Origin of the sequence: Streptomyces sp. So13.3 (genome assembly GCF_005860785.2) — a bacterium.
In the GTDB taxonomy this organism is placed as follows: Bacteria; Actinomycetota; Actinomycetes; order Streptomycetales; family Streptomycetaceae; genus Actinacidiphila; species Actinacidiphila fildesensis.
The window spans coordinates 4,869,351-4,895,734 of the sequence record NZ_CP048835.1; the positions used below are offsets into that span (position 1 = coordinate 4,869,351).

Consider the following 26,384-nt stretch of genomic DNA (forward strand, 5'->3'; position numbering starts at 1 on the left):
CGATCAGTCCTTCGCCGCCCCGGCGACGTACGTCACGTCGATCTGCTCCAGCCGGTACTGCTCGCGGATCACCTTCTTGTCGAACTTGCCGACCGAGGTCTTCGGCACGGCCGGGATGATCGCCCAGCGCTCCGGCAGCTGCCAGCGCGCGATGCGTCCGGCGAGGAACTCCCGCAGCTCCTCGTACGAGACGGTGGCGCCCTCCTTCAGCACGACGGTGGCCAGCGGCCGCTCGCCCCAGCGCTCGTCGGGCACGGCGACGACCGCGGCCTCGGCGACGTCCGGATGGGCCATGAGCTGGTTCTCCAGGTCGACGGAGGAGATCCATTCGCCGCCGGACTTGATGACGTCCTTGGCCCGGTCGGTGAGGGTGAGGTAGCCGTCCTGCGTGATGACGCCGACGTCGCCGGTGCGCAGCCAGCCGTCCGGGCTGAACTTGTCCTCGGGGCGCAGCGGCTCGGCTCCGGCGCCGCCGAAGTAGGAGTTGGCGATCCAGGGGCCGCGTACCTCCAGCTCGCCCGCGGACTCGCCGTCCCAGGGCATGATCTCGCCCGCCGGGCCGACCAGCCGGGCCTCGACGGAGGCGGGGAAGCGGCCCTGGCTGATGCGGTACGGCCACTCCTGCTCGGCGGTGAGGCCGGCCGGCGGGTGGGCCATGGTGCCGAGCGGGGAGGTCTCCGTCATGCCCCAGGCGTGGCACAGCCGCACGCCGTGCTCCTCGTACGCCTTCATGAGGGAGGGCGGGCAGGCGGAGCCGCCGATGGTGACGGTCGCCATGGAGGAGATGTCGCGCGGCTTGGCCGCGAGCTCGGCGAGCAGGCCCTGCCAGATGGTCGGGACGGCCGCGGCGTGGCTGGGGCGCTCGCTCTCGATCATCTCGGCGAGCGGGGCGGGCTGCAGGAAGCGGTCCGGCATGAGCATGTTGATGCCGGTCATGAAGGTGGCGTGCGGCAGTCCCCAGGCGTTGACGTGGAACATCGGGACGACGACGAGGGTCGTGTCGCGGTCCGTGAGACCCATCGACTCGGTCATGTTGACCTGCATCGAGTGCAGGTAGATCGAGCGGTGGGAGAAGAGGACGCCCTTGGGGTCGCCGGTGGTGCCCGAGGTGTAACACATGGCGGCGGCGTCCCGCTCGTCCAGCTCCGGCCAGTCGTACGTGGTCGGGCGGCCGGCCAGCAGTTCCTCGTAGTCGTGCACGGCGGGGCGACAGCCGTCCAGGAGCGAGCGGTCCCCGGGGCCGACGACCACGATGTGCTCGACGGACTCCAGGGCGGGCAGCAGCGGCGCCAGGAGCGGCAGCAGCGAGCCGTTGACGAGGATGACGCGGTCGGCGGCGTGGTTGACGATGAACGTCAGCTGCTCGGTGGGCAGCCGCAGGTTCAGGGTGTGCAGCACCGAACCCATGGACGGGATCGCGAGGTAGGCCTCGACGTGCTCGGCGTTGTTCCACATGAGGGTCGCGACCCGCTCGTCCCGGGCCACCCCCAGCTCGTCGCGGAGGGCGTTCGCGAGCTGGATCGCCCGGACCCCGATCTCGCGGAAGGAGCGGCGGTGCGGCTCGGCGTCCCCGGTCCAGGTGGTCACCTGGGACCGGCCGTGCACCAGAGCACCATGGACCAGGATGCGGGTGACGGTCAGCGGTACGTCCTGCATCGTGCTCAGCACCGGAAGCCTCCACGGGTTACGTGCGGGTAAGGTCCCGGTGATTCTGCTTCCATACCAGTCGGTATGTCACTACCTGGCGCGCAATTCAGGGTCATCGCGCAATTTCCCGAGGGCCCGGGAGACCGCGCTCTTGACCGTGCCGACCGAGACACCGAGGGCTTCGGCCGTCTGTATCTCGCTCATGTCCTCGTAGTAGCGGAGTACCACCATGGCCCGCTGCCGGGCGGGAAGCCGGGAGATGGCACGCAGCAGCGCGTCGCGCTGGGCCTGCTGCTCGGTGTGGTCGGGGGCGGTGGACAGCGGCTCGGGGACGTCCTCGGTCGCGAATTCGTCGATGCGGCGCTTGCGCCACTGCGAGGTGCGCGTGTTGACCAGCGTGCGGCGGACGTAGCCGTCCAGCGCGCGGTGGTCGTCGATGCGGTCCCATGCCAGGTACGTCTTGGTCAGCGCGGTCTGCAGCAGGTCCTCTGCGTCGCACGGGTTCGCGGTGAGCGAGCGCGCGGTCCGCAGCAGCGTCGGGCCCTTGGCCCGTACGTAGCTGGAGAACTGCATCGTGCTGGTGCTGGTGCACACAGGCGTGGTCATGCACTCAACGCTATGAGCGCCGCCCGCCCGGCGGATCCGCCGGAGGTGCCGAAGCGGGATCACCCTGAAGTCGTAGGACGGGGGCTGTCCCCACCTCCCGTAGGCGGACCCACCCCTGAGGAAGACAGGCCTGTGGGTGGGGTCAGGAGGTGGGGTCAGGGGCGGGGTCGGGGGCGGGGTCCGGGCTTCCGGAGGAACGCGGCCGCGCTAACCGATCACGGCGACCGGGGCGTCGATGAGGTCGCGGTCGATGTTGATCGTCCGGCCCCCGTACTGCTCGGTGACGTTCCCCGTGTACTGGTGGATGCGGCTGTGCGGCGTCCAGGCGTCGCGGGGGAGTACCGGCTCGGACTCCAGGGTGGGCGTGACGTTCCAGCGGGCGTACCAGAGGACGCTCGGCAGGTCGGCGGCGCCGGCGGCGCGGGCCTGCTCCATGTGCATGATGCCGGAGTCCGCGCTGCTGTAGAAGCCCGGGATGTAGCCGAGCCGGCGCACCTCCTTGTCCCAGGCCTGGACGAAGGCGAGCGTCGGCGCCGTGCAGGACGCGGTGCGGATGTCGTACGACTCCATGTCCAGGTACAGGGCGCTGTTCTCGACGAAGCCGAGGTCCTGGGCGCGCTGGACGGCATCCCTGGCCTCGGTCGCACCGCTCCCGCCCGGATTGGCCGTGTCGATCGTGTACGCCTTCTTCGTGCTGCTCGTCGTGCAGGGCGACTGCGAGCCCACATAGATCGGCAGGATGCTCCAGCCCCCGGTGTTCACGGTCCGCACCCAGGAGGGGGTGAGGTTCGGCTGCTGCGCGCAGGCGCGGGCCCGGCCGCCGAAGTAGACGCCGACGGCGCCGTACGGGGAGGTGCCGTGCCAGGCCTGCAACGTGTCGGCGGTCGGGGTCTCGCAGGTCTCGAAGCCGGTGCCCTGGAAGAACCGGGCCCCCTGCAGCGATTCGGCGGAGGGATCGGCCGCCGCGACGCCGCCGCTGACCAGGCAGGCCAGCGTCGCCACCGCCGTCAGGACCGAAAGGACATATCGGGTAATCTGCTTGGTTCCACGCATGGCGCGAGTCAACGCGCCCGTCGGGGCGACCCCGGGCAGACACGCCCGCCCCACCACCCGTTCAGCCGTCTGCCGAGAGCACCAGCCCCGACGTCGGAACGCCTGTTCCGGCGGTGACCAGCACGTTCGAAGCGCCCGCCACCTGGTTGACGCTGCTCCCGCGCAACTGGCGGACGCCCTCGGCGATGCCGTTCATCCCGTGCAGATACGCCTCGCCGAGCTGACCGCCGTGGGTGTTCACCGGCAGCCGGCCGTCGATCTCCAGACCACCGCCGGCGGCGAAGTCCGCCGCCTCCCCCGGTCCGCAGAAGCCGAACTCCTCCAGCTGCATCAGCACGAACGGGGTGAAGTGGTCGTAGAGCACCGCCGTGTCGATGTCGGCCGGCGTCAGCCCGGAGGTCCGCCACAGCTGGCGGGCGACCACCCCCATCTCCGGCAGCCCGGTCAGATCGTCGCGGTAGAAGCTCGTCATCTGCTCCTGCGCGCGGCCGGCGCCCTGCGCGGCGGCGGCGATCACCGCGGGCGCGTGCCGCAGATCGCGGGCCCGCTCCGGCGACGTCACGACGATCGCCTGGCCGCCGTCCGTCTCCTGGCAGCAGTCCAGCAGCCGCAGCGGCTCGACGATCCAGCGCGAGGCGGCATGGTCGGCGAGGGTGATCGGCTTGCCGTGGAAGTACGCGGCGGGGTTGTTCGCGGCATGGCGGCGGTCGGCGACCGCGACCGGGCCGAAAGCCGACGGATCGAGCCGGAAGGCGTGCAGATACCGCTGCGCCGCCATCGCGACCCACGACGCGGGGGTGAGGAGACCGGACGGCAGATTGGCGCCGAGCGCCACCCCTTCGGCGGAGGGGTCCCGCTGCTGCACCCCCGATCCGAACCGCCGGCCCGACCGCTCGTTGAACGCGCGGTAGCAGACGACCACGTCGGCCACCCCGGTCGCCACCGCCATGGCCGCCTGCTGCACGGTCGCGCAGGCCGCCCCGCCGCCGTAGTGGATCCGCGAGAAGAACGACAGCTCACCGATGCCGGCCGCCTGGGCGACCGTGATCTCCGGGCTGGTGTCCATGGTGAACGTGACCATGCCGTCGACGTCGGCGGGCGTCAGCCCGGCATCGTCCAGCGCCGCCTGTACGGCCTCCACGGCGAGCTTCAGCTCGCTGCGGCCCGAGTCCTTGGAGAACTCCGTCGCCCCGATCCCGGCGATCGCGGCACGGCCGCCGAGGCTGTCGCGGTTGCGGACGCTCATACGGCTGCCTCCGGGGTGGGGCTCGGGACCGGGGTCGGGAGCATGACGGTGGCTGTTCCGGTGACGTGATGGCCGAGCTTGTTGACGCCGAGGACGGCGATCTCGACGTTCTCTCCTGACGTGTCGGCTTCGACGGACGTCACCTTGCCGGTCAACACCATCTCGTCACCCGGATAGTTGGGCGCGCCCAGCCGGATCCGCACCGCCCGCAGCACCGCCCCGGGCCCGGCCCATTCGGTGATGTAGCGGCCGACCAGGCCGTTCGTGGTGAGGATGTTCATGAAGATGTCCGGCGAGCCCTTCTCCCGGGCGAGCTCCACGTCGTGGTGCACGTCCTGGAAGTCCCGCGAGGCGATGGCACCCGCGACGATCAGCGTGCGGGTCACCGGGACGCGCAGCGGCGGCAGTCCGTCACCCGCCCGCACGGAGCCGGCCGGCGTCCGGACCGGGGACTGCGTCATACGGCCTCCTCGGTGTCGGGTGCGCCCAGCAGCACACCGAGTTCGGCGAGCACTTCCGCGCCGCCGCCCAGATACGCGTCCAGCTGCCGTCCCCACAGGAAGTGCCGGTGGACGGGGTGTTCGAGGTCCGCGCCGATTCCGCCGTGCAGATGCTGACCGGCGTGGACGACGCGTTTGCCGCCCTCGGACGCCCACCAGGCGGCGGTCAGGGCGTGGGAGGCAGCGGGCAAGTGGTTATCGAGGCGCCAGGCCGCCTCGTAGGCGGTGACGCGGATCGCCTCGGTGTCCATGTGCGCGTCGGCGGCGCGCAGCAGCACGCCCTGGTTCGTGGAGAGCGGACGCCCGAACTGCTCGCGTACGGAGGTGTACGCGACGGCCCGCGCCAGCGACCCGGCGCAGACCCCGGCCTGCAGCCCCGCGAAGGCGGTACGGGCCCGTGCGAGGACCTCCCCGTAGGCGGACGCGTCACCGAGCGGCTCGGCGGGCGTGCCGTCCAGTACGAGCCGGGCGGCCGCCCAGGGGGCGGTGGTGTCGACGGGCTCCGCGCCGGCCGGGACCGGCAGCCAGAACAGCCGCGTCCCGGTACCCGTCGCGGCGGGGACGAGGACGTGCGTGGCCTCGCGCAGCCACGGCACGACGGGGAAGGTGCCGGTCAGGCGCCAGCCGTCACCGCTCGCGACGGCCCGCGCGGACCGGTGCGGGAAGGCGCCCGTGGCGATGTACGAGCCGTCGCGCAGACCGGGCAGCAGCCGGGCGCGCTGCTCGTCCGTACCGTACGCGGCGACCGGCAGCAGACCGTAGGCGCAGGTCGCGGCGAGCGGGATCCCGGCGGTCCTGCGGCCCGCCTCCTCCAGCAGCAGCACCAGGCCCAGCAGCCCGATCTCCTCGACGGCGGCCACCAGCCCGGCCTCGCACAGCGCCTTCCACGGCTCGGCGCTGCGGTCGAGAATCCCGGCCGCCAGATCGCGGGCCGCCTGCTGCTCCTCGGTGGGTGCGAAGTCCATGTCAGTCCTCCACCGACCGGAAGACGGGCAGCGTGAACTCGCCGTCGACCGTCAGGAATTCGAGCGTCACGGGCAGACCCGCGCGCACCTTGTCGTACGGAATTCCCGTGACGTTGCCGAGGATCCGCACACCCTCCGCCAGCTCGACGAGGGCGACGGCGTACGGCGGGTCGAAGGCGGGGAACGGCGGATGGTGCATGACGACATAGCTGAAGACGGTGCCCTCGCCCGCGGCCCGGACGGTGTCCCAGTCCGGTGAGCCGCACGCGTTGCAGCCCGGCAGCCACGGCAGCCGCAGCGTGCCGCAGCCGGAGCAGCGCTGGATGAGCAGCTCGTGCCGCTCCAGGCCCTCCCAGTAAGCGGCGTTGTCGCGGTTGATCACCGGTCGGGGGCGCCGCGCGGCGGGCTTGGCGGTCTTCGCGGTGGTTGCGGTGTTGGAGGTCTTCGCGGTGGTTGCGGTGTTGGAGGTCTTCGCGGTGGTTGCGGGCGCGTACTTGAGGATGCGGAAGCGGTGGGTGCCGGACAGCTCGCCGTTCGCCTGGACGTCCATCCGCGTCGTGACGAAGTGGCCGGTGCCGAGCTTCGTGGTCTTGCGCGGCGAGATGGACTCGATGACGGCGTCGAACGTGATCCGGTCGCCGGGACGCAGCGGCCGGAGGTACTCCTGCTCGCAGTCGGTCGCGACGACCGAGGTGCAGCCGGCCTCGTCGAGGAGCGCGAAGACATCGTCGTAGGCGCTGGAGCGCGCGGTGCCCGCGGTGTGGCCGGAGAGCCCGCCCATGGTCCACACCTGGAGCATGGTGGCGGGCGCGGATCCGTCGGCGGGGACGGGGTGGCCCATCGCCTCGCACCAGTGGCGGATCATCGGCTCGTTGACCGGGTCCTTGCCCTCGCCGCCGGCCGCGGCGGTCCGCCCCACGTAGACCTTGAGCCGCTCGTACAGATCCCCGGCCACTGCCTCGTCCGTCACCGCTTGCTCCTCTTCATCCCGAGCCGCATCGTCGCGACGATCTCCCGCTGGACCTCGCTGACGCCGCCGCCGAAGGTGTTGATCTGCGCGGCCCGGTTCATCCGTTCCAGTTCGCCGTTCTCCCCGCCTCTGACGAGAGCGGTCTCCCCGACCGCTTCCTGGAGCGCGCGGTAGACCTCGATCGCGCTCTCGGTACCGGCGAACTTCACGCCCGACGCGTCGCCCGGGGTGAGGGTGCCGGCGCCGACGTCCTGGACCAGGCGCCAGTTGAGCAGCCGGGTCGCGGAGAGCCGGGCGTGGGCCTCGGCCAGCCGGGACGCGACCCAAGGGGTGTCGATCCGGCGGGTGCCGTCCTCGTCGGGCGTACGGGCGCTCGCGAGGGCCGCGTCGTAGAAGTCCTCGGCCTGCATGCCGATGGCCGCCAGCGCGACCCGCTCGTGGTTGAGCTGGTTGGTGATCAGCGACCAGCCGGCGTTCTCCTCGCCGACGAGGTTCCCGTACGGGACGCGGATCGCGTCGTAGTAGGTGGCGCTGGTGGTCTGGCCGCCGACGGTGTGGATCGGGGTCCAGGAGAAGCCGGGGGCGTCGGTCGGGACGAGGATGATCGAGATGCCCTTGTGCTTGGGGGCCTCGGGGTCGGTGCGGCAGGCGAGCCAGATCCAGTCGGCGCCCTGGGCGTTGCTGGTGAAGGTCTTGCTGCCGTCGATCAGCCACTCACCGGCTCCGCCGGGACCGTCGCTGTCGGCCTTGTCGGGTCCGGTTCTGACGGCGCGGGTGCGGAGGGAGGCGAGGTCGGTGCCGGCGTCCGGTTCGGTGTAACCGATCGCGAAGACGCAGTCGCCGGAGAGGATCCGCGGGAGGAAGTACTCCTTCTGCGCGGGCGTCCCGAACTTCATCAGGGTCGGGCCGACGGTGTTGAGCGTGACCATCGACACGGGAGCACCGGCCCGGTAGGACTCGTCGAAGAACACGAACTGCTCGTCGGGGCCGCGGCCCTGTCCGCCGTACTCGGTGGGCCAGCCGAGGCCCAGCAGGCCGTCGGCGGCGATCCGGCGGAGGAGACCTCGGGCGAGCGGGCCGCCGGGCGGCTCGGCCCGGAGGGCTTCGCGGGTCTCCTCGGGTATCAGACGGCCGAAGTACTCGCGCAGCTCGGCCCGTAGCCGGTGCTGGCGCGGGGTGGGGGCGAGGTGCACGGCGACGGCCTCCACGGGTTCGCAGATTTTCTGACTGACCGTCAGATTCTCCGCCCCGCCCCACCCCTGTCAAGGCATGAGAAGTTGTCCACAGGCTGTGGATGAACGTTCGCGCCCGCCGACAGGCCGGAGGAGCAGCCACCGAGCCATCCTCCCGGGAGAACGCGACCGCGCGACGGCACTGAGCGTGCCGCCGCGCGGTCGTGTCACTGATCCCGGTCGTACGGGCCCGTCACCACCACAGCGGGGTGAAGTGCACGTTCACGTTGCTCTGCTCGATCGCGGTGAACCCGGAACCGTTCACGCTCGCGGTGTTGTTCTGGTTCGAAGCGCCCGATCCGCTCGCGCCCTGCTGGGTGGTGGTCACATTCCCGTGGTTCGAACCACCCACGTTCCCACCGGAGTTGCTCACGATGGTCGCGTTCGAGTGGTCGCCGGCGAAGGCGCCGTTGTCAGCAGCTGCCGATCCCGCGAAGAGCACCGCGGCGAGGGGAAGTGCCGCCACCGCAGCGAGGACGCGGAAGGTACGGATGCTTGCCATGTTGTTCCTCCAGGGAACCGAGAACGGGGGTGTGCGGGACGGTTGGCCGACCGCTCCGCCGACTGACTGGTACGACGTCGCCGGAATCAGAGTTGCCCACACAATCCCCGGCGAACCAGACCGGACGGGCTATTTAGCTCGCAAGCGTGACGATCTGTCGACAAACATTCAAAGTGCCATCGAAATACCCTTCATCGTCTTTTCTCCACCTCCGCCACCACCCCCGCAAGCGCGGAAACGTTCAGGCAGATTTTCGGCCAACCTTCGCGCCGCCCGCCCGCGCCGGGCAATCTCCCACCTGCGCCCTCTCCCTTTTTTCGAACGTGAGTACGAAACTGGATCCATGGCCCCTTCCGTCCTGCACGCCGCCGCGCTCGCCAACGCCCTGGCCGCCGCTTCCCGGCACCTGGCGGTCATCCCGCTGTCCCGCACCAAGCTCCCCGCCGTGCGCTCCCCGCACCGCGGCGAATCCCCGCCCAGCCCACCGCCCGCTTCCTCACCCGGCTCCTCACCCGGCTCCCCGCCCACCTCCCCGCCCGTTCGCTGCCTGGGCGAATGCGGCCGGATCGGCCACGGGGTGCACGACGCCACGACCGAACCCGCCGCCGTCCGCGCGCTGTTCGCCGCCGCCCCTGGGCCACCGGCTACGGCATCGCCTGCGGACGCGCCCCGCACCACCTCATCGGCCTCGACCTGGACGTCAAGCACGGCCTGGACGGCGTCGCAGCCCTCGGCGCCCTGGCGCAAGAGCACGGCTTCGCCGTCCCGGACACCGTCACCGTCCTCACCCCCAGCGGCGGCCGCCACCTGTGGTTCACCGGCCCCGCCGGGACCGCCGTCCCCAACTCCGTCGGCAGGCCCGGCACCGCGCCGGGGCCCGGCATCGACGTCCGGGGCCACGGCGGCTACCTCGTCGGCCCCGGCTCGATCACCAACGCTTACCGCTATCTGCTGGCGCCGCGCTCCCCGGCCTCCCGGCGGCCCCGGTCCCCCGCCCGGCTGCTCCGCCTCCTCACCCCGCCCCCACCGCCCTTACCCCGCCGCACCGCCCCCCGCCACGCGCTCGCCCTCGTCCAGTTCGTCCGCGACTCCCCGCGCGGCCAGCGCAACACGCGCCTCTACTGGGCCGCCTGCCGCGCCTACGAATCCGGCCACGGCGACTCCCTCGCCCCCGCCCTCATCGACGCCGCCACCAGGACCGGTCTCCCCCGCCAGGAAGCCGCCGCCACCATCGCCTCCGCCGCCCGCCAGGCTGCGCCATAATTCGAACACGTGCTTGAATTGCCGAGCCATGACGCGTTCGGGCTCGCGCCCGCAGCTCGCACGGCCCTGCGCCGGCTCGCCGCTCCACGGAGTCCGCCGAGAGATGACCACCCGGGCCACGGCACCGGACCCCACGAGTAGCGTGACGAACGAGAGGGCGCGGCCATGAGCGCGGACGGGCCCCGGTACCTGACCGATCGCCAGGAGCAGATCGCGAAGGTCATCGTCGAGTGGACGGACCTCTACGGCTATCCGCCGACCGTCCGGGAGATCGGCGCGGCCGTCGGCCTGCGCAGCCCCGCGACGGTCGCCCACCATCTGCAGATCATGGAGAGCAAGGGCGTCCTCTCCCGCGTCCCGGGCCGCCACCGCTCCTACCAGGTGCACCGGCTCTGAGAGTTGCTCCCGAGAGACGACGAAGGGGCGCCCGCACCTGCGGACGCCCCTTCGTACTGCGGAGGATGTGAGATTCGAACTCACGGTGACATCGCTGCCACGACGGTTTTCAAGACCGTTCCCTTAGGCCGCTCGGGCAATCCTCCCGTGCCCCGCCCACCTGCGGTGGAGCGGCTACAGCCTAGCGTCTGACGCGCTCCGGGAGGGCCGGTGGCCGGCACCTGGCCCGCTCGCTCCCCGAAAGGGCGGTCGGAGCACCCGCCGACGGGCCCGTCCGGTGAATCTCCACCCGTGGTTCCACCCATGGGTCCAGGTGCGAAAAGCCGTGCGGCAGCAGGCTTGGGGCATGACAACAACCGAGTGGATCACCGACATCGCCCTCGTCCTCGTCGTCTTCCGGCAGCTGCGGGAAGGCCGCCTGGACCTCCGGTCCTTCCTGATTCCGCTGGGGATCGTGAGCTTCGTGGCCTACACGTACCTCGACTCGATCCCCACCGCGGGCAACGACCTGGTGCTGATCGGCGCCCTCGTGGGCGCGGGCGCCGTCCTCGGCATCGCCGGCGGGGTCTACACCCGGATCCGTTCTGTGGGCGGGCACCTCCTGATCAAGGCCGGTCTGGTCTCGGCGGCTCTGTGGGTGCTCGGCATGGGAGCCCGGATGGGCTTCCAGCTGTGGGTCAGTCACGGCGGATCCGACGACGTGGCCCGGTTCAGCATCACCCACCACATCACCAGCGACCAGGCCTGGGTCGCGGCGTTCGTCCTGATGGCACTGACCGAGGTGGTCACCCGCCTCGCCACGATCTTCATACGGAGCCGGATCACGGCCCACCTGAAGCCGGCCCGGACCATGAACCGCGGCAGGTCCACCCTCGAACGCGCCGCCTGACCGTGGGCTATCGTCACGCCGTGCCCATACCCGACAACGCCCCCGGCCCCGGGTCGGCGCCCCACCAGGCGCCGGCCCGCCGGCCGTTTCCCGCGCGGGACCCCTGGGGGCTCTGGCTGGTGGCCGTCGGGGTCATCGTCGCCGGAGTCGTGACGATCCGGCCCATGGGTTTCAGCGGGCGCGGCCTGGCGGTCGCCGTCCTCTTCGTGATCAACTGCGCGGTGCTGCTGGCCCGGACGCTGCCCGAGACCGACGTGCCGCCGCGCTTCGCCCTGTACTGGCTGACGTTCGGCATCATCGCGGCGGCCGCGCTGATCGGCGTCAGCAGCAGCGGATCGGGTTACCTCTTCGCCTTCTTCCTGGCCGGCCACATCGGCTACCGCCTCGAGGCCCGGCCGGCCCTCGTTCTCGCGCTGCTGTGCAGCCTGTTGTGCGCCGGCGCCCTCTACTTCCGCCTCGGTCCGGGCTACCACGTCCTGCCCTGGACCGTCGGCCTGGCCACCGGCATCCCGGTCCTGCCCGGTATCGTCCGCCGCGGCCGGCAGCGGGCGCTCCAGGCGGTGCTCGAGGCGGCGGAGTCCGCCGAGCGTGCTGCCCGGGCCGAGGCCAGGACCGCCGTGCTGACCGAGCGCAGCCGCATCGCCCGCGACGTGCACGACGTCCTGGCGCACTCGCTGGCCGGGATCAACATGCAGCTGGAGCTGGCCGACGCGCTGCTCGACACCGGTGACCTGGCGAAGGTCCGGGAGGCCAACGACAAGGCGCACAGCCTCGTCAAGGAGAGCCTGAAACAGGCGCAGTGGACCGTGCATGCCCTGCGCGAGGACGCGTTGCCGCTGCTGGAGAGCCTGACCGCGATGCTCGCATCGTCCGGGCACCACGACGCCCTCACCGTCACCGGGACCGAGCGGGAGGTGCCGGCCCAGGTGGGCCAGAACCTGCTGCGAATCGCCCAGGAGTCGCTGACCAACGCGGCCCGGCACGCGCCCGGCGGGGAGGTCGCGGTGGAGCTGGCGTTCGCCGTCTCGACGGAGCTGCGGATCCGGAACCGGCCCGCCACCCGTACGGCGCCCGTGAGCGCCGGCAGCGGCATGGGACTGATCGGAATGCGCGAACGCGTCGCCCTGTTGGGTGGCACCATCACCGCGGGGCCGGTCACCGAGGGACCGGACCAGGGCGGCTGGCAGGTGGAGGCAGTGATCCCGTATGAGTGAACGGACCGAGGAACACCAGCCGTTGAGGGTGGTCGTCGCCGACGACCAGGCCGCCGTCCGGGAACCGCTGGCCGCGGTCCTCGCGCTGGCCGAGGACATCGACGTCGTCGCTGCTGCGGCGGACGGCACCGAGGTGCTGACCGCGGTCGCCGCCGGGCCGGTCGACGTGGTGCTGATGGATCTGCGCATGCCGCGCATGGACGGCATCGAGACGACCCGCCGGCTGACCGAGGACCACCCCGAGGTGGCCGTCGTCGTGCTGACCACCTTCGCCGACGACGACTCGATCCTGGCCGCGCTGAGCGCCGGAGCCCGCGGCTATCTGACCAAGAACGCCGGTCGCCAGGACATCGTCCGGGCCATCCGGGCGGCGGCCGCCGGCCAGTCCGTGCTCGACCGCGAGGTCCAGAACCGGCTCCTCGCCTCCGTTCGCACCCAGCCGCCCGCGCCGGAGCAGCCGCTGCCGGCGGACCTCACCCGCCGCGAGCGCGAGGTGCTCACCCTCATCGGCCAGGGCCTGCCGAACCGGGCCATCGCCGAGAATCTGTTCATCAGCGAGGCCACCGTCAAGACCCACATCAACAACCTGTTCGCCAAGGCGGGCATCCGCGACCGGGCCGACGCCGTGCGCCGCGCCATCGCGGGGGGACTCGCCTGAGCGCACGGGAAACGACAGGAGGTGAGGTGCCGGGTCGCCCGGCACCTCACCTCCTGTCGTTCCTGACCGCCAGGGTCAGTTCTTCTCGTCCCCGTCGCGCTTGCCGAGGGTGAGGGTGGCGGTGGAGGTCTTGCCGCCGCGGGTGTAGGTGATGGTGACCTTGTCGCCGGGCTGGCGCTGCCAGATGGCGCCGATCAGGGTCTGGCCGCTGTCGATGACGGTGTCGTCGAACTTGGTGATGATGTCGCCGGCCTTCAGGCCCGCCTTGTCACCGGGGCCGCCGGGGACGATCGCCGGGTTGCCGCTGTTGCCGTTCTCGGTGACCTTGGCGCCCTCGCCGCGGTACTGGGTGTCGAGGGAGACGCCGATCACCGGGTAGACGGGCTGGCCGGTCGCGATGAGGTTGGTGGCGACGCGCTTGGCCTGGTTGATCGGGATGGCGAAGCCGAGGCCGACGCTGCCGGCCTGCGTCTGGCCGTCGCCGCTGCCACCGGCGGACTGGATGGCCGAGTTGATGCCTATCACCGCGCCGTTGGCGTTCAGCAGCGGGCCGCCGGAGTTGCCGGGGTTGATCGAGGCGTCGGTCTGGATGGCGCTCATGTACGAGGCACTGGCGCCCTGGCCGTCGCTGGACGCGACCGGACGGTGCATGGCGCTGACGATGCCGGTGGTGACGGTGCCGGAGAGGCCGAAGGGGGCACCGATGGCGATGGTGGCGTCGCCGACCTTGGTGCTGTCGGAGTCGCCGAGCGGGATCGGGTCGAGCTTGGCGTCGCCGGCGTTCTTCAGCTTGATGACGGCGACGTCGTAGCCCTGGGCTCGGCCCACGACCTCGGCGTCGTACTTCTTGCCGTTGGAGAACGTCGCGGTCAGCTTGCCGCCGTCGGCGGCCGGGGCCACCACGTGGTTGTTGGTGAGGATGTGGCCCTGCTTGTCGAAGACGAAGCCGGTGCCGGTGCCGCTCTCGCTGCCGCCCGACGCCTCGATCGTCACGACGCTCGGCAGCGCCTTCGCGGCGATGCCGGCCACGGAGTTCGGCGCGCGGTCCAGGACCTTCGGGTCCGAGGACGAGCTGACGGTGGTGGAGTTGGAGTTGTCCTCGTGCCGTGCGGCCCAGTAGCCGACGCCACCGCCGACACCACCGGCGACCAGCGCGGCCACCAGCACGGCGGCGACCATCGAACCCATGCCGCGCGGCTTGCGCTCACCGGGCGGCGGTACGGGGACGTGAGTGCCCCACACCGGGCCGCCGGGACCGCCCGGCTGGCCGGGCTGCGGGACGGCACCGGCGTACTGCGGGAACTGCGCCGTCTGCGGGGCGCCCGGGTACGGCTGCTGGGCGTGCGCCTGCGACGGGTCGGGCTGCGACTGGCCGGGCGCCGCGGTCAGCACGGCGGCGGGCGTGGCGTACGGGTCCGCGGCAGGCGTGGCGTACGGGTCCGCGGCGGGCTCGCTGTAGGACGCGGCGGCCTCGGTGTAGGACGCGGCGACCTCGCGGTACGACGCGGGCGCGGCGGTCTCCCCGTAGGACGGGACGGGCTCGCGGTACGACGTGTCGGGCTCGCTGTACGCCGCGGGCGGCGTGGGATCCCCGTGCGACACGGAGGCCGGCACCGGTGCGGGCAGGTCGTCGGCCACCGGCGCGGCGGGCGCGGGGACCTCGGCCGGGGTTACGGGCACCACCGGCAGGACGGCGGTCGGCGGCTCGGCCGGAGGCGCGGGCGGGGCGGCGGGAGCGGCGGGTTCGGCCGGGAGGGGCGCCTTCGAGAGCTCGCCGCGCTCCGGCGCGACCGACTCCGCGCCGGACTCGGGCGCAGCCGGGACCTGGCCGGCCTCGTTCTCGGTGCTCACAGCGGTTCTCCTATGGTCAGAGCGCGGGTGTCGGACTGGACACAGCATTTCCCACTGGGTGTCGGACCGCCGTAAGCGGTAGCTGTGTATGGCCCGCGTATGGAGTCGGGGATTATGGCCCGCGTATGGAGCCGGGGGTGTGGCGGTGCCCAGGCGCGGGCGGTCTGCTTTCCACCGCGACGCGCAGCGATGGCACCATAGCCCGGTGACTTCTGCGCATGCGGTCCGGGATGCGTTCCCGGACGGGAACCCGATCCAGGTCGTCGCCCACCGAGGGGCGTCCGAGGACGTACCCGAACATACGCTCGCGGCCTACCGCAGGGCCATCGAGGACGGTGCCGACGCCCTGGAATGCGACATCCGGCTGACGGCCGACGGCGAACTGGTCTGTGTCCACGACTGGCGCGTGAACCGTACGTCCAACGGCCGCGGCGCCGTCTCGTCGATGGAGCTGGCCGACCTCGCCACGCTCGACTTCGGTTCGTGGAAGGGGCAGCACACCGACGGTGAGGCCCCGGACACCACCGACGACGAGCGCAGCAGCGTGCTGACCCTGGAGCGGCTGCTGGAACTGGTGGCGGACACCGAACGGCGGGTCGAGCTGGCGATCGAGACCAAGCACCCCACCCGCTGGGCCGGCCAGGTCGAGGAGCGGCTGCTGGAACTGCTGCGCCGCTTCGGCCTCGACGCGCCGCCGCCGGGGGAGCGCTCCGCGGTGCGCGTCATGAGCTTCTCGTCCCGTTCGCTGCGCCGCGTGCACACGGCGGCGCCGGCGCTGCCGACCGTCTATCTGATGCAGTACGTCTCGCCGCGGCACCGCGACGGCAGGCTGCCCGCCGGGGTGCGCATCGCCGGTCCGAGCATGCGGATCCTGCGGGCGAATCCGGGGTACGTCGCACGGCTGCACCGGGCCGGGCACCGGGTCCATGTGTGGACGGTGAACGAGCCGGCGGACGTCGACCTGTGTGTGCGGCTCGGGGTCGATGCGATCATCACCAATCGGCCGAAGCTGGTGCTGTCCCAATTGGGGCGGTAAATAACGGTATTACGGGGAGTGCACCGGCGCGTTCGGACCGTGTTCGACCGATGTGAGTGCCCCAATAGATCGCAGTTGGCTTGTTTCCGGTCCAGTCCAAGGGGGCATTCATCCCGTGGCGTGGGGTGAAGGAGGTCTCGGGGGTGGCGTTGGTGGTGGCCCAAGAGGTGCCGACGTCCTCGACCATGGCCCTGTCGCATGGTCCGATGGGCGTGGCGGAGGCACGGCGCAGGCTCCGTAGTGAGCTGTGTGCGCACGAGGTGCCGGAGCCGGTGGTGGACGACGCGGTGCTGATCCTGTCGGAGTTGCTGAGCAACTCCTACCGGCACGCGCGTCCCCTCTGCGACGGCCCGGACGAACGACCCGGCGAGGCGGACGACGCGGCCGACCCCTGCGGCATCCGCGCCGCGTGGCGGATCGGTGACGACGGCCTGCTCAGCGTGGAAGTGACCGACGGCGGCGGCCCGACCCGCCCGCTGCCGGCCAGCCCGTCGCTCACCGCACGGGGCGGCCGCGGACTGGGCATCGTCAGCAACCTGTCGCTGCGCTGGGGCGTGCGGGACGGGCCCGGCGAGGTCACCGTATGGGCCCTGCTGCCGGTCAGAAGCCGCCACGCGCGGCGCGACGACCTGGTGCCGCGGCTGGACATCCCCATCGATTTCGCGGACCCGTTCGACGATCTTCCGTAGCGGTCCCGGGGCGGAGCCCGTCCCGGACAAGGCCGCGAGGCAGCGTTCTGACGGCGATTGTTCGCCGCTCTTTCCCGGATCCGTCGAAGGTTTCCCCCGCGCGTTTCCGGCTGGGGGCCCGGCGAGCGCTAGGCTCACGGCCGAAACGTAGCCGTACCGGGAGAGATCGAGCCATGGCCAAGAAGCGCCCGACGAAGACGAATGCCCCGCAGATCGTCGACGGGGAGATCCCAGTAGTCGGCGCGCGGGAGCCGTGCCCCTGCAACTCCGGCCGCCGGTACAAGGCGTGCCACGGCCGCGAGGCCTCGCACGCGGTGACCGAGCTGGTCCTGCGGCCCTTCGAGGGGCTGCCCGGCGAATGCGACTGGGTGGCGCTCCGCGAGCTGGTGCCGGCCGCCACCGTCGAGCTGACGCTCAAGGGCGGGCTGCCCGCCGACGTGCCGTCGCTGACGCTGGCGACCGTGCTGCCGATGGCGTGGCCGGGGCTGCGCCGCGACAGCGGCAAGGTCCTGCTGGGCCTGCAGAACGACACGGCCTCCGGCGACCTCAGCCGCGGTCTCGCCGACATCCTGCAGCGCGCGCTGACCGCCGAGCCGGGCTCGCCCGTCGAGGGCGCGCGCACCGACGGCGACGGCCCGCGCATGCAGGACCTGCTGGACCTGGACGCGCCGTTCGAGCCCGTGGTGCACACCGGCTTCGAGTTCTGGCTGGAGAACGCCGGTGACGCCTCCGGCGACATCGCGGCCTCGCTGGAACGCGCCAACGCCGCGGCGATCCCGACCGTCCGGCTGTCCGGTGTGGACGCCGCGTACTGGTGCGAGACGCCGGACAAGAACCACCTGCGCTGGGTGATGTCGCACCCGGAGGAGCAGCTCCTCGACGCCATGGCGCGGCTGCACGCCGCCGGGGCGTCCTCGCTCGGCGACAACACCCGCCTGGTCGGCTCGTTCCGTGCGCACGGGCTGGTCGTGCCGGTGTGGGACCTGCCGGTGGGCATGGGCGCGGACGAGGTCGAGAAGCCGGCCGCCGCGTTCGGCGAGCGGCTCCTGGAGGCGCTCGGTGCGACCGCGCCGCTGACCGGGGACGAGCGCCGCGCCCGCAGCGGCTTCATGAACCGGCAGATCACGCTCAGCTGAGCCGGGCGGAACGGAGGCGGCCCGCACTGCGGCGGGCCGCCGCGGAACGAGTGACTCCGGTCACAACTCCGCCTGCCCACCGGCAATTACGGCTTCCGGCTCCTTCTCGCGAATTTGCGTACGGAAGAATTCTTGTTACCGTTTAAACAGCCCGGTCGCTGGTGCATCCCCCGTCGCCAGCGACCGGGTTTTGCCATGCCCGGATCCGCCCCTCACCAGGCGATGTCCGGAAGTTGATCTACATTGGCTGATTTTCTGTTCAGCTATTGCTACCGATTGCTACCGGCCCGTAGCAGCATTCGCTCACTTCCCGCCGAAGCGAACTCCGCAACAGCGCTGTAGATCTCCGCCGTGCCGTCATCCGGCGAAACCGCTTTCACCGTCCGCTCGCGCGGCGTCTCGCACGAACCGGGACCGTTCCCCGCCCCGACGGAGCACTCCACCCGTACCGTCCGGCCGTCGGGGCGCATCAGGGTCAGCACTCCGCCGAGCGGGCCGCCGGTCCCGTTCCGGTAGTACGTACGGGCCCAGGTGTCGCCGCCTACGGCGATGGTGCAGGTCTGCGCCTGGACGCCCTCGGGCGAGGTGAGTTGGGGCCCGCAGGCCGCGACCGGCCGCAGCGCGCCGGAGCCGGCGCCCGGACCCGCAGCCGAGCCCCCGGACGGCCCTGGAGCGTTACCTGCGGCCGAAGAACCGCCGGAGGCCGGCCCGAGCCCCGGGAGCAGGCCGTCGACGGTCCCCGCGCCGGTACCGTCCGCCACCCCTGGCACGGACTGCGGCCTGTCGCTCCGTGCGGCGCGGGCCGGCGGACCCGCGGGGCCGGAGGGACCCGCCGTGGCGGCGGCCAACGGCAGCACCACCGCCAGCGCGATCACACTGGTGAGGGCGATCATGCGCAGATTCGGAGCGCGCTCCATCGGGTTCCACCTGTCAAGGATTGCGGCTGGTGCGGTGCGCCGAACATATCGGGCCCATCACGCAGAAAAGAGGGCCATTGCCCCGTATACCGGGCAACGGCCCCCTGCTGCTACCCGAACGAGTGACGCCGCCGAGAGCCCGCCGGACCGGGCCGACGAGCGCCTCTCCCCGGCCCCCTCATCACGTGGAGGCGTGTCCCGTCAGTACGTGAGGTGCGTTCAGTACGTGAGGTGCGTTCCGTCCGGTGCCGTCCGGCCCGCGCGGACGAGGGTGTCCACGATGAGCGCCACGCTCGGCAGCCACGGCGACGTGGCGCCGTCGTCGACCACCGGCGGCCGGATCCACCGCAGTTGTCCCCCGCTGCTGCTCGACGGCGGCAGCGCCACGTAGCCGCCCTCCCCGTGATAGCGCAATGAGCTGGGCACCCATTCGTGGGAATCGAGCAACTCGCCCAACTCCTCCAGGGAGTACGGGGCGACGAGCAGAACGAAGCGCGTCGGGGTGGCCACCACCGGGCCGAGCCGGACGCCCAGCCGGTCGAGGGTGTCCAGGGCCCGCGCACCGGCCACGGCCGGCAGGCTGACCGCCGAGACGCGGTCGCCCGTCGCGAGCACCACGGGCGCGTCGGGGCGGGCCGTCCACCACCAGCGCACCATGCGCGGGTCGCGGGTGGCCGCCATGAGTCCGGGATCGTGCGGGTGCACGCCGGGGACGGGGCAGTCCGGGCGTGGGCAGGCGCATGGCTGCGCCCCCGCCGCCCGCCAGGAACCGCGGCGGTCGTGCCCGACACCGGGCACCACCGGCCATTTCCACTGTTCCGTGTAGGTGAGAACCGCGCTGAGCAGCGCGGACTGGCCTCTCCACCGGAACGAGAGCTTGCGTCGCCTTCCGAGGATCTCGCGCATAGCGCAAAGTTCCTTTCCGTTAACGCTCAGAGGATCTGCCCATGACACAACGTAATCTCGAGCACACCGCTTACAAGGCAGCGCATCACGCTGCTAGCCGAGCGTGGAACGTGGCGAGGGGTGGCGCACGCATGGCGCTTGCTGTTCTGTCTGCTCTGTATGCCGCGCTGTGCGGTTCCGCTGGGGGTGGGAACACCCCGCCACTCGGGGGTAGGCCGGCCGTCATCTACTAGTAGGACGCTGGAGCCAGACACCGGGTTCCTACCCACCACCGTGAATATGACGCGCTGTTGGACGGCATCAGTCGACCGTCAATTGTCTTCGGGTGTGGTCATTTTCGGCCAAGCTTTCGGAGTACGACACCACTCCTTCTACCAGCACAATCCTGGACATGCCCACGATCAGGCGTGTACAAGTGGAAACCTGGTAGCGGCGCAGCACGATATGGGGGTTTGCGATGCTATTGACGCAATTGACCTGCTTCATCAAGCCCCGCACGCGAGTCGGCAAAAATCCTGAATCGCCGACAAATAGCACTGTTCGTCGCGCAGGCCGTGATCTCACGGGAAGCCGTCGGCCATGAGCACCACCCGGGTGCCAAAAGTGGCCGGAACCAAGCCACCCATTCCCGCCGCGCCACACACTTCCGCCCCTGCGGCCGAATGCCGCCCCGTGGATCGGCTCGCCGCCGTCCAGGACCGGCTGGCCTGTTGGATCTCCGATCTCACCACACTCCATGAGCTCACCGAACGCCTCGCGCGCACCACCGGCCTCGACGAAGCGCTGCGGGAAGTGCTGCGGGCCGGCGCCGCGTTGGTCGGTGCGCGCCGCGGTCTGCTCGTGCTGGAACCCGCCGACCGGCTGGGTCCCGACACCACCGTCGGCCTCGGCCTCGGCCACGCCGACCTGGGCACCATCGAGACCGTGCCGCACGGCGCCGCCTCCTACGGGATCCTGCTCGACGGCACCGACGAGAGCACCGACAGCACCGGCAGCACCGCCGGCGCGGCCATCCCCGGCGGCCCCACCGGCACCGGGGACGGCCCGGACGGGACCGCGCCCGCGGACACCTCGGCGCCCACGACAACGCCCGTGACGACACCCACGACCGCTGCCGCGAACGCGTCCGGCGCCACGGAGAGCGACCGTCCCGCGGGCCGCGACGAGATCATCCACCCCGATCTGCCCCACGAGCCCGGCCTCGACCCGCGGCACCGCGAGGTCGCCGCGCACCTCGGCTTCGACGCCAGCTACGCGCTGCGGCTCACCACCGAGCGGACCGGCCACCTCGGCGCGGCCGTCTGGCTGTACGACGAACCCGCCGCGCCGGTCGAACGCCAGCGCCATCTCGTCGGTCTCTACGGCCGGTACGCCGCCGAACACATCGCCCGCCAGCTGGAACTGAGCCGCGCCCGCGGCACCCTCGCCACCCTCGCCGAGGAGCTGCTGCCCGCCCGGCTGCCGCGGGTCGCCGGCGTACGGATGGCCGTACGCCACGACACCGGGCCGCGGGGCGGCGGCGACTGGTACGACGCGCTGCCACTCCCCGAAGGCGCGCTCGGCCTCGCGGTCGGCGGCGTCACCGGCTCCGGTCCCAGCGCGGTCGCCGCGATGGGCCGGCTGCGGGCGTCGCTGCGGGCCTACGCCGTCATGGAGGGCGAGGACCCGGTCGCCGTCCTGTCCGACCTGGAGCTGCTGCTGCGGCTCACCGAGCCCGCCCGTTCGGCGACCGCGCTGTTCGCGTACGCGGAACCCGATCAGCACAAGCTCGTCCTGGCCGGCGCGGGACACTGCCCGCCGCTGATCATCGGCGACCACCGGATCGAGTACGTCGAGACCTCGCTGTCGGCCCCGCTGGGCATGCTGAGCTGCTGGGAGGCTCCCAGCGTCGAGGTCCGGCCGGAGCCCGGAGAAACGCTGCTGCTCTACACCGACGGCCTGCTGCACCGCACCGGCGAACCGATGGACCGCGCGCTCGCCCGGCTGCACGCCGCCGCCCAGAGCGCGCCGCGCGCCACCCGCGACGACCCGGACCTGCTCGCCGACCACGTGCTGCGCACCGTGCTGCCGGACGGGCTCGACACCCTCGACAGCGCGGAGGACGTCGTCCTGCTCGTCGTCCGCTTCGACTGAGCCCCCCATCCCCCCGAACCCGCTGGACCCCCCTGGACCCGCCAGAACCCGCCAGGTCCGCTTTGCCGCACTTCGTGACCTAAGCCCTCTGTAACCGGCCTTCCGTACGCACATACGATGGATCGGTCTATTGCGAGGAGGCAGGACGTGTCCGAAGAGGTCGAAGCGGCCGAAGAGCAGCCGATCAAGCAGCGTAAGAACGGTCTCTACCCCGAGGTCTCCGACGAGCTCGCCGAGCTGATGAAGTCCGAGTGGGCCGACACCGAACTGCACGACCTGCGGCCGATCGCCCAGGCGCCCCACGCCGCCCGCCGCCGGGCCGCGCTGTCCGCCCGTTTCCCGGGCGAGCGGCTGGTCATCCCGGCGGGCAACCTCAAGACGCGCTCCAACGACACGGAATACCCCTTCCGCGCGTCCAGTGAGTACGTCCACCTCACCGGTGACCAGACGCAGGACGCCGTCCTGGTCCTGGAGCCCGCCAAGGGCGGCCAGGGGCACGACGCGACCGCGTACCTGCTCCCCCGCTCCAGCCGCGAGAACGGCGAGTTCTGGCTCGACGGCCAGGGCGAGCTGTGGACCGGCCGCCGCAACAGCCTCGCCGAGGGCGCCCAGCTGCTCGGCCTGCCGTGCTCGGACGTCCGCGAGGTCGTCGCGAAGCTGGCCGTGGCGACCGGACCCGTACGGGTGGTGCGCGGCTACGACGCGGGCGTCGAGGGCGCGCTGACCGACAAGGTCACCGCCGAGCGCGACGCCGAGCTGAAGGAGTTCCTCTCCGAGCTCCGGCTGGTCAAGGACGAGTGGGAGATCGGCGAGCTGCAGGCGGCGGTCGACTCCACCGCCCGCGGCTTCGAGGACGTCGTCAAGGTGCTGGACAAGGCCGAGGCGACCTCCGAGCGCTACATCGAGGGGACGTTCTTCCTCCGGGCCCGCGTCGAGGGCAACGACATCGGCTACGGCTCGATCTGCGCGGCAGGACCGCACGCCACCACCCTGCACTGGGTGCGCAACGACGGCCCGGTCCGCTCCGGCGAGCTGCTGCTCCTGGACGCCGGTGTGGAGACCCACAGCCTCTACACCGCCGATGTCACCCGGACCCTGCCGATCAACGGCCGGTTCAGCGACATCCAGCGCAAGATCTACGACGCGGTCTACGCGTCGCAGTCGGCGGGCATCGCGGCGGTCAAGCCCGGCGCCGCCTACCGCGACTTCCACGACGCCTCGCAGCGCGTGCTCGCCGAGAAGCTCGTCGAGTGGGGCCTCGTCGAGGGCCCGGTCGAGCGGGTCCTGGAGCTCGCCCTGCAGCGCCGCTGGACCCTGCACGGCACCGGCCACATGCTCGGCCTGGACGTCCACGACTGCGCGCACGCGCGGACCGAGACGTACGTGGACTGCGTGCTGGAGCCCGGCATGGTGCTGACCGTCGAGCCCGGTCTGTACTTCCAGGCGGACGACCTGTCGGTGCCGGCCGAGTACCGCGGCATCGGCGTCCGCATCGAGGACGACATCCTCGTGACCGCCGACGGCAACCGGAACCTGTCGGAAGGGCTGCCGCGCCGCTCCGACGAGGTCGAGGCGTGGATGGCCGGCCTCAAGGGCTGACACGCAGAGCTCGGCATGCGTGACCTGTGTGAACCGCCTCGGGCGCCGCGATACGGCACCCGGGGCGGTTTACTGGCCGCCGTGACGACAACCGACCCCGCGCTGCGCGCCCTGGCCCATCCGGTACGGCTGCGCATGCTGTCGCTGATGTGGGCCGCCCCGCTCTCCGCGGCGGAGCTCTCCCGGGAGCTGGGCATCTCGCACGCGCTGGCCAGCCAGCATCTGCGCCGGCTGGACGCCGCAGGACTCGTCGAGCTCACCGAGGTCCGCTCCCACCGGGGCGGCAGGGAACGGCGCTACCGCACCGTGCACGGCACCCCGCTGTCCAACCGGCAGGACGGCGCCCCGCTGCTCGCCGAGGCGCTCGCGCACAACCTGCGCGACCGGGCCGCCCGCCGGGCACCCGGGCAGGACGGTGTGACCTCCGACGCGGAACTGTGGGTCGCGCCCGAGGCCTGGGACACCTTCCGCACGCGCATGGCGGAGCTCCTCGCCGACCTGCACGAGGCCGCCCGCGCCCCGCACACCCCCGGTTCGGTCCTGCTCGGCGCCACGGTGATGGCGTTCCTCGTGCAGGCCGATGAGGAGGCCGGAGAGCAGGCCGAGGAAGACCCCGCCGCCCCTTAGCGCCGGAGGATCTCCCTCAGCTCAGGACGCCTTGAGCAGCGAGTCGTCCCGCCACTTGAGGACCTTGTCGATCGTCACCACGGCGCCGTGGCCCGGCCGGTTGTGGAAGTGGACGTGGTCCACCAGCGCCTCGATGAGGAACAGTCCCCGTCCGTCCTCGGCATGCCGGCCCTTCAGGGCCAGCGGCCGGGCGAGTTGGTGACGTGGCCGGTCGGGCGCGAAGCCCGGGCCGGAGTCGGCGACCTCGATACGGCAGCGGTCGCCGTCGATGCGCGCCGTCACGCTGTAGTCACCCTCGCCCGCGTGTTCCACCGCGTTCGCACAGGCCTCGGACAGTGCCACCGACAGGTCGTAACAGATCTCCGGGTCCACACCGGCGGTCTGCATCGTCCCCAGCAGCAGTCGTCGGGCGAGCGGAACGCTCGCGGCCTCGCGCCGCAAGTGGAGAGACCACCAGATGCTCATGCTCCAGCCTCCAGGCCGCGGCTCGACTTACGGATACCTATAGCCACGAATTGCGCCCCGTAAGCGTCCTCTTGACGTGATGCCGCTCATTCGGCGGATGTGGGACCCCGGCGTACAGGTGTAAAAGGGCGACTCGCCCGCACCCCCGCAAGCCGGACACCCCCCGTATGCGCCGGTTCCCGGCGGTGAGAGGATGACGCCCGTCATGGCATCCCCATCCTCCGTTTCCCCCGTGCGCGCGGGCGCCGGGCTGCGACTGCTGCGGGCCGCGGTGTTCACCGCGGTCTGTGTCGTGCTGTCCGCGGCCGGGCACGGACTGGCGTCCCGTCACGGGGTGCCGGCCGGCGCGCTGGTGGTGGGGTCCCTCGTGGTCTTCGCCGTGGCCGCGCCGCTGGCCGGGCGGGAACGGTCGCTCCGGGGGATCGCCACGACGCTCACTCTGGGGCAGCTCGCGCTGCACGCCGTGTTCGGCGCCGGACAGGCCTGCACGGACCCCGCGACGGGCCGGGACGGCTCCGCCGGTGTCCTGGCGCTGGCCGGCCGGCTGCTGTGCGGCAGCCACACCTCGTCGGCGGCCCTCACGCAGCAGAGCGCGGAACGGATCGTCCGCGACGCCGGCATCGACCCGGCGTCGGCGATGTCCATGAGCCCCGTCACTCGAACGGGTGACACCGGGATCACCGGAATGCACGCGGCGATGGCGTACTCGCTGCCGATGCTGCTCGCGCACCTGTTCGCCGCGCTGGCCGTCGGATGGCTGCTGCGGCGCGGCGAGGCCGCCCTGTGGCGGCTGGTGAGCCTGTCGGCCGACGTGCTGCGCGGCGTACTCGTCGCGCTGGTGCGCGTCCTGGTAGCCGGAGCGGCCGACGACCGGCTCGCCGCGCTCCGGCCCCGCCGGTTCGCCACCGGGCGGGGATCGGCGCGCAGCGTACGGCTGCGCCACAGCCTGCCGCGGCGCGGGCCACCGGCCTACGCCCTGGCGGTCTGACGCGAGCGGTCTCCACCGGTCCGGTTCCCACCGGTCCACGGGGACGGCGGTCTCGCGCGTTCCGCATACGCGCCGGCCCTTCCCTCACCACTCACCGTGGAGTCCTCTCATGAACAGTTCCCGCATGCGCCGCCTGACCACCGTCGGCGCGCTCACCGGTTCCGCGCTGCTGATGGCCGTCGTTCCGGCCTTCGCCCATGTCTCCGTCACGCCCAGCAGCGCCCCCAAGGGCGGCTACAGCACCGTCGCGTTCAAGGTCCCGAACGAGCGGGACAACGCCTCGACGATCAAGGTCGAAGTGAACCTGCCGGCGGACCACCCGATCGCGTCCGTCTCCACCCAGGCCGTGCCCGGCTGGAAGGTGGAGGTCACCAAGACCAAGCTCGCCAAGCCCATGACCATGCACGGCAAGACGGTGACCGAGGCCGTCACGAAGATCACCTGGAGCGGCGGCACGATCGAGCCCGGCCAGTTCCAGCAGTTCCCCGTCTCGTTCGGGCCGCTGCCCGACGACACGGACCAGCTGGTCTTCAAGGCCCTCCAGACGTACTCGAACAACGAGGTCGTCCGCTGGATCGAGGAGGAGAAGGCCGGCGCGGCCGAGCCGGCCAACCCGGCGCCCGCGCTGAAGCTGACCGCGGCGGCGACGGACGCCCACGGTGCCGCGGCCCCCGCCGCCGACGCCAAGGCGAAGGACACCACGACCGCCGCGGCCGCCGACTCCGACAGCAGTGACTCGACCGCGCGGATCCTGGGCATCACCGGAATCGTCATCGGCGTCATCGGCGTCGCGTTCGGTGTCCTGGCCGGACGCCGCCGCACCTCCGCCTGACGCACCGGCCGGGCGGCCGTAAGGCACGTCGTCGGCACGTCCGATGCTCCGTACGTGGTGCCGG

26 protein-coding genes and 1 tRNA gene are annotated in these 26,384 nt (G+C 71.8%); 13 read left to right on the forward strand and 14 right to left on the reverse strand.

Going from position 1 to position 26,384, the window contains the following annotated elements; genetic code table 11:
• Positions 1–3: 3 nt before the first annotated feature.
• The 9 genes from C8250_RS21900 to C8250_RS21940 all read right to left on the reverse strand — a co-directional run bounded on the left by C8250_RS21900 (position 4) and on the right by C8250_RS21940 (position 8,721).
• Entirely contained in the window at positions 4–1,668 is a 1,665-nt protein-coding gene (locus C8250_RS21900; protein ID WP_138359155.1) for a long-chain fatty acid--CoA ligase, read from the reverse strand.
• Positions 1,669–1,737: 69 nt separating this feature from the next.
• Positions 1,738–2,253 (reverse strand): SigE family RNA polymerase sigma factor, encoded by a 516-nt coding sequence (locus C8250_RS21905; RefSeq protein ID WP_138359153.1) that lies wholly within the window; start codon positions 2,251–2,253, stop codon positions 1,738–1,740.
• 207 nt (positions 2,254–2,460) lie between these two features.
• Positions 2,461–3,306, reverse strand: a complete 846-nt coding sequence (locus tag C8250_RS21910; protein ID WP_138359151.1) for a DUF1906 domain-containing protein — start codon at positions 3,304–3,306, stop codon at positions 2,461–2,463.
• Between the two features lie 61 nt (positions 3,307–3,367).
• Positions 3,368–4,552: a lipid-transfer protein gene (locus C8250_RS21915; RefSeq protein WP_138359149.1), complete on the reverse strand. Its 1,185-nt coding sequence runs from the start codon at positions 4,550–4,552 to the stop codon at positions 3,368–3,370.
• Positions 4,549–5,013 carry a MaoC family dehydratase gene (locus C8250_RS21920; protein WP_138359147.1) on the reverse strand — a complete coding sequence of 155 codons (465 nt, stop codon included), beginning with the start codon at positions 5,011–5,013 and terminating at the stop codon, positions 4,549–4,551. The genes C8250_RS21915 and C8250_RS21920 overlap by 4 nt, the downstream gene beginning before the upstream one ends.
• Positions 5,010–6,017 (reverse strand): acyl-CoA dehydrogenase family protein, encoded by a 1,008-nt coding sequence (locus C8250_RS21925; protein ID WP_138359145.1) that lies wholly within the window; start codon positions 6,015–6,017, stop codon positions 5,010–5,012. The genes C8250_RS21920 and C8250_RS21925 overlap by 4 nt, the downstream gene beginning before the upstream one ends.
• A gap of 1 nt (position 6,018) precedes the next feature.
• A complete protein-coding gene (locus C8250_RS21930) occupies positions 6,019–6,987 on the reverse strand; it encodes an OB-fold domain-containing protein (protein WP_244809276.1) in 969 nt (322 codons plus the stop codon).
• Positions 6,984–8,180: an acyl-CoA dehydrogenase family protein gene (locus tag C8250_RS21935; RefSeq protein ID WP_138359161.1), complete on the reverse strand. Its 1,197-nt coding sequence runs from the start codon at positions 8,178–8,180 to the stop codon at positions 6,984–6,986. The genes C8250_RS21930 and C8250_RS21935 overlap by 4 nt, the downstream gene beginning before the upstream one ends.
• A gap of 232 nt (positions 8,181–8,412) precedes the next feature.
• A complete protein-coding gene (locus C8250_RS21940; RefSeq protein WP_138359143.1) occupies positions 8,413–8,721 on the reverse strand; it encodes a hypothetical protein in 309 nt (102 codons plus the stop codon).
• A 555-nt stretch (positions 8,722–9,276) separates the two neighbouring features.
• Between C8250_RS21940 and C8250_RS21945 the strand changes: the two genes are divergently transcribed.
• Positions 9,277–9,984, forward strand: coding sequence for a bifunctional DNA primase/polymerase (locus tag C8250_RS21945; protein ID WP_187144940.1), 708 nt, complete (start codon positions 9,277–9,279; stop codon positions 9,982–9,984).
• 165 nt (positions 9,985–10,149) lie between these two features.
• Complete coding sequence (locus tag C8250_RS21950; RefSeq protein WP_138359511.1) at positions 10,150–10,380, forward strand: hypothetical protein; 231 nt, start codon at positions 10,150–10,152, stop codon at positions 10,378–10,380.
• A 59-nt stretch (positions 10,381–10,439) separates the two neighbouring features.
• Here the strand turns inward: C8250_RS21950 and C8250_RS21955 are convergent.
• Positions 10,440–10,526 (reverse strand) — tRNA-Ser (locus C8250_RS21955).
• A gap of 200 nt (positions 10,527–10,726) precedes the next feature.
• Here C8250_RS21955 and C8250_RS21960 point away from each other — a divergent pair.
• From C8250_RS21960 to C8250_RS21970, 3 genes are all read left to right on the forward strand, one after another.
• A complete protein-coding gene (locus C8250_RS21960) occupies positions 10,727–11,269 on the forward strand; it encodes a hypothetical protein (RefSeq protein ID WP_138359513.1) in 543 nt (180 codons plus the stop codon).
• Between the two features lie 164 nt (positions 11,270–11,433).
• Entirely contained in the window at positions 11,434–12,483 is a 1,050-nt protein-coding gene (locus C8250_RS21965) for a histidine kinase (protein WP_138359517.1), read from the forward strand.
• Positions 12,476–13,141, forward strand: coding sequence for a response regulator transcription factor (locus tag C8250_RS21970; RefSeq protein ID WP_138359515.1), 666 nt, complete (start codon positions 12,476–12,478; stop codon positions 13,139–13,141). Before C8250_RS21965 ends, C8250_RS21970 begins: the two co-directional genes overlap by 8 nt.
• Before the next feature lie 75 nt (positions 13,142–13,216).
• On the opposite strand, the gene C8250_RS21975 is transcribed toward C8250_RS21970, so the two are convergent.
• Complete coding sequence (locus C8250_RS21975; protein WP_244809278.1) at positions 13,217–14,992, reverse strand: trypsin-like peptidase domain-containing protein; 1,776 nt, start codon at positions 14,990–14,992, stop codon at positions 13,217–13,219.
• Positions 14,993–15,197: 205 nt separating this feature from the next.
• Here C8250_RS21975 and C8250_RS21980 point away from each other — a divergent pair, with 205 nt between their 5' ends.
• The 3 genes from C8250_RS21980 to C8250_RS21990 all read left to right on the forward strand — a co-directional run bounded on the left by C8250_RS21980 (position 15,198) and on the right by C8250_RS21990 (position 17,853).
• Complete coding sequence (locus tag C8250_RS21980; RefSeq protein WP_244809280.1) at positions 15,198–16,028, forward strand: glycerophosphodiester phosphodiesterase; 831 nt, start codon at positions 15,198–15,200, stop codon at positions 16,026–16,028.
• A gap of 143 nt (positions 16,029–16,171) precedes the next feature.
• Entirely contained in the window at positions 16,172–16,717 is a 546-nt protein-coding gene (locus C8250_RS21985; RefSeq protein ID WP_138351095.1) for an ATP-binding protein, read from the forward strand.
• Positions 16,718–16,890: 173 nt separating this feature from the next.
• The gene (locus C8250_RS21990) at positions 16,891–17,853 is read left to right on the forward strand and encodes a DUF5926 family protein (RefSeq protein WP_138351096.1); all 963 of its coding nucleotides are present in this window, start codon (positions 16,891–16,893) and stop codon (positions 17,851–17,853) included.
• A gap of 269 nt (positions 17,854–18,122) precedes the next feature.
• Here the strand turns inward: C8250_RS21990 and C8250_RS21995 are convergent, their stop codons facing one another.
• Both C8250_RS21995 and C8250_RS22000 read right to left on the reverse strand, forming a co-directional pair.
• Positions 18,123–18,770, reverse strand: a complete 648-nt coding sequence (locus C8250_RS21995; RefSeq protein WP_138351097.1) for a hypothetical protein — start codon at positions 18,768–18,770, stop codon at positions 18,123–18,125.
• Positions 18,771–18,989: 219 nt separating this feature from the next.
• Positions 18,990–19,676, reverse strand: a complete 687-nt coding sequence (locus C8250_RS22000; protein ID WP_138351098.1) for a bifunctional DNA primase/polymerase — start codon at positions 19,674–19,676, stop codon at positions 18,990–18,992.
• Between the two features lie 579 nt (positions 19,677–20,255).
• Here C8250_RS22000 and C8250_RS22005 point away from each other — a divergent pair.
• From C8250_RS22005 to C8250_RS22015, 3 genes are all read left to right on the forward strand, one after another.
• Positions 20,256–21,809 carry a PP2C family protein-serine/threonine phosphatase gene (locus tag C8250_RS22005; RefSeq protein ID WP_138351099.1) on the forward strand — a complete coding sequence of 518 codons (1,554 nt, stop codon included), beginning with the start codon at positions 20,256–20,258 and terminating at the stop codon, positions 21,807–21,809.
• Positions 21,810–21,926: 117 nt separating this feature from the next.
• Positions 21,927–23,408 carry an aminopeptidase P family protein gene (locus tag C8250_RS22010; RefSeq protein WP_138351100.1) on the forward strand — a complete coding sequence of 494 codons (1,482 nt, stop codon included), beginning with the start codon at positions 21,927–21,929 and terminating at the stop codon, positions 23,406–23,408.
• Between the two features lie 81 nt (positions 23,409–23,489).
• Positions 23,490–24,035 (forward strand): winged helix-turn-helix domain-containing protein, encoded by a 546-nt coding sequence (locus tag C8250_RS22015; protein ID WP_187144942.1) that lies wholly within the window; start codon positions 23,490–23,492, stop codon positions 24,033–24,035.
• A gap of 21 nt (positions 24,036–24,056) precedes the next feature.
• Here the strand turns inward: C8250_RS22015 and C8250_RS22020 are convergent, their stop codons facing one another.
• The gene (locus tag C8250_RS22020; protein WP_138351102.1) at positions 24,057–24,500 is read right to left on the reverse strand and encodes an ATP-binding protein; all 444 of its coding nucleotides are present in this window, start codon (positions 24,498–24,500) and stop codon (positions 24,057–24,059) included.
• Positions 24,501–24,705: 205 nt separating this feature from the next.
• Here C8250_RS22020 and C8250_RS22025 point away from each other — a divergent pair, with 205 nt between their 5' ends.
• Entirely contained in the window at positions 24,706–25,488 is a 783-nt protein-coding gene (locus C8250_RS22025; protein ID WP_232484877.1) for a hypothetical protein, read from the forward strand.
• Between the two features lie 109 nt (positions 25,489–25,597).
• The gene (locus C8250_RS22030; protein WP_138351104.1) at positions 25,598–26,320 is read left to right on the forward strand and encodes a YcnI family protein; all 723 of its coding nucleotides are present in this window, start codon (positions 25,598–25,600) and stop codon (positions 26,318–26,320) included.
• The last annotated feature ends 64 nt before the right edge of the window (positions 26,321–26,384 follow it).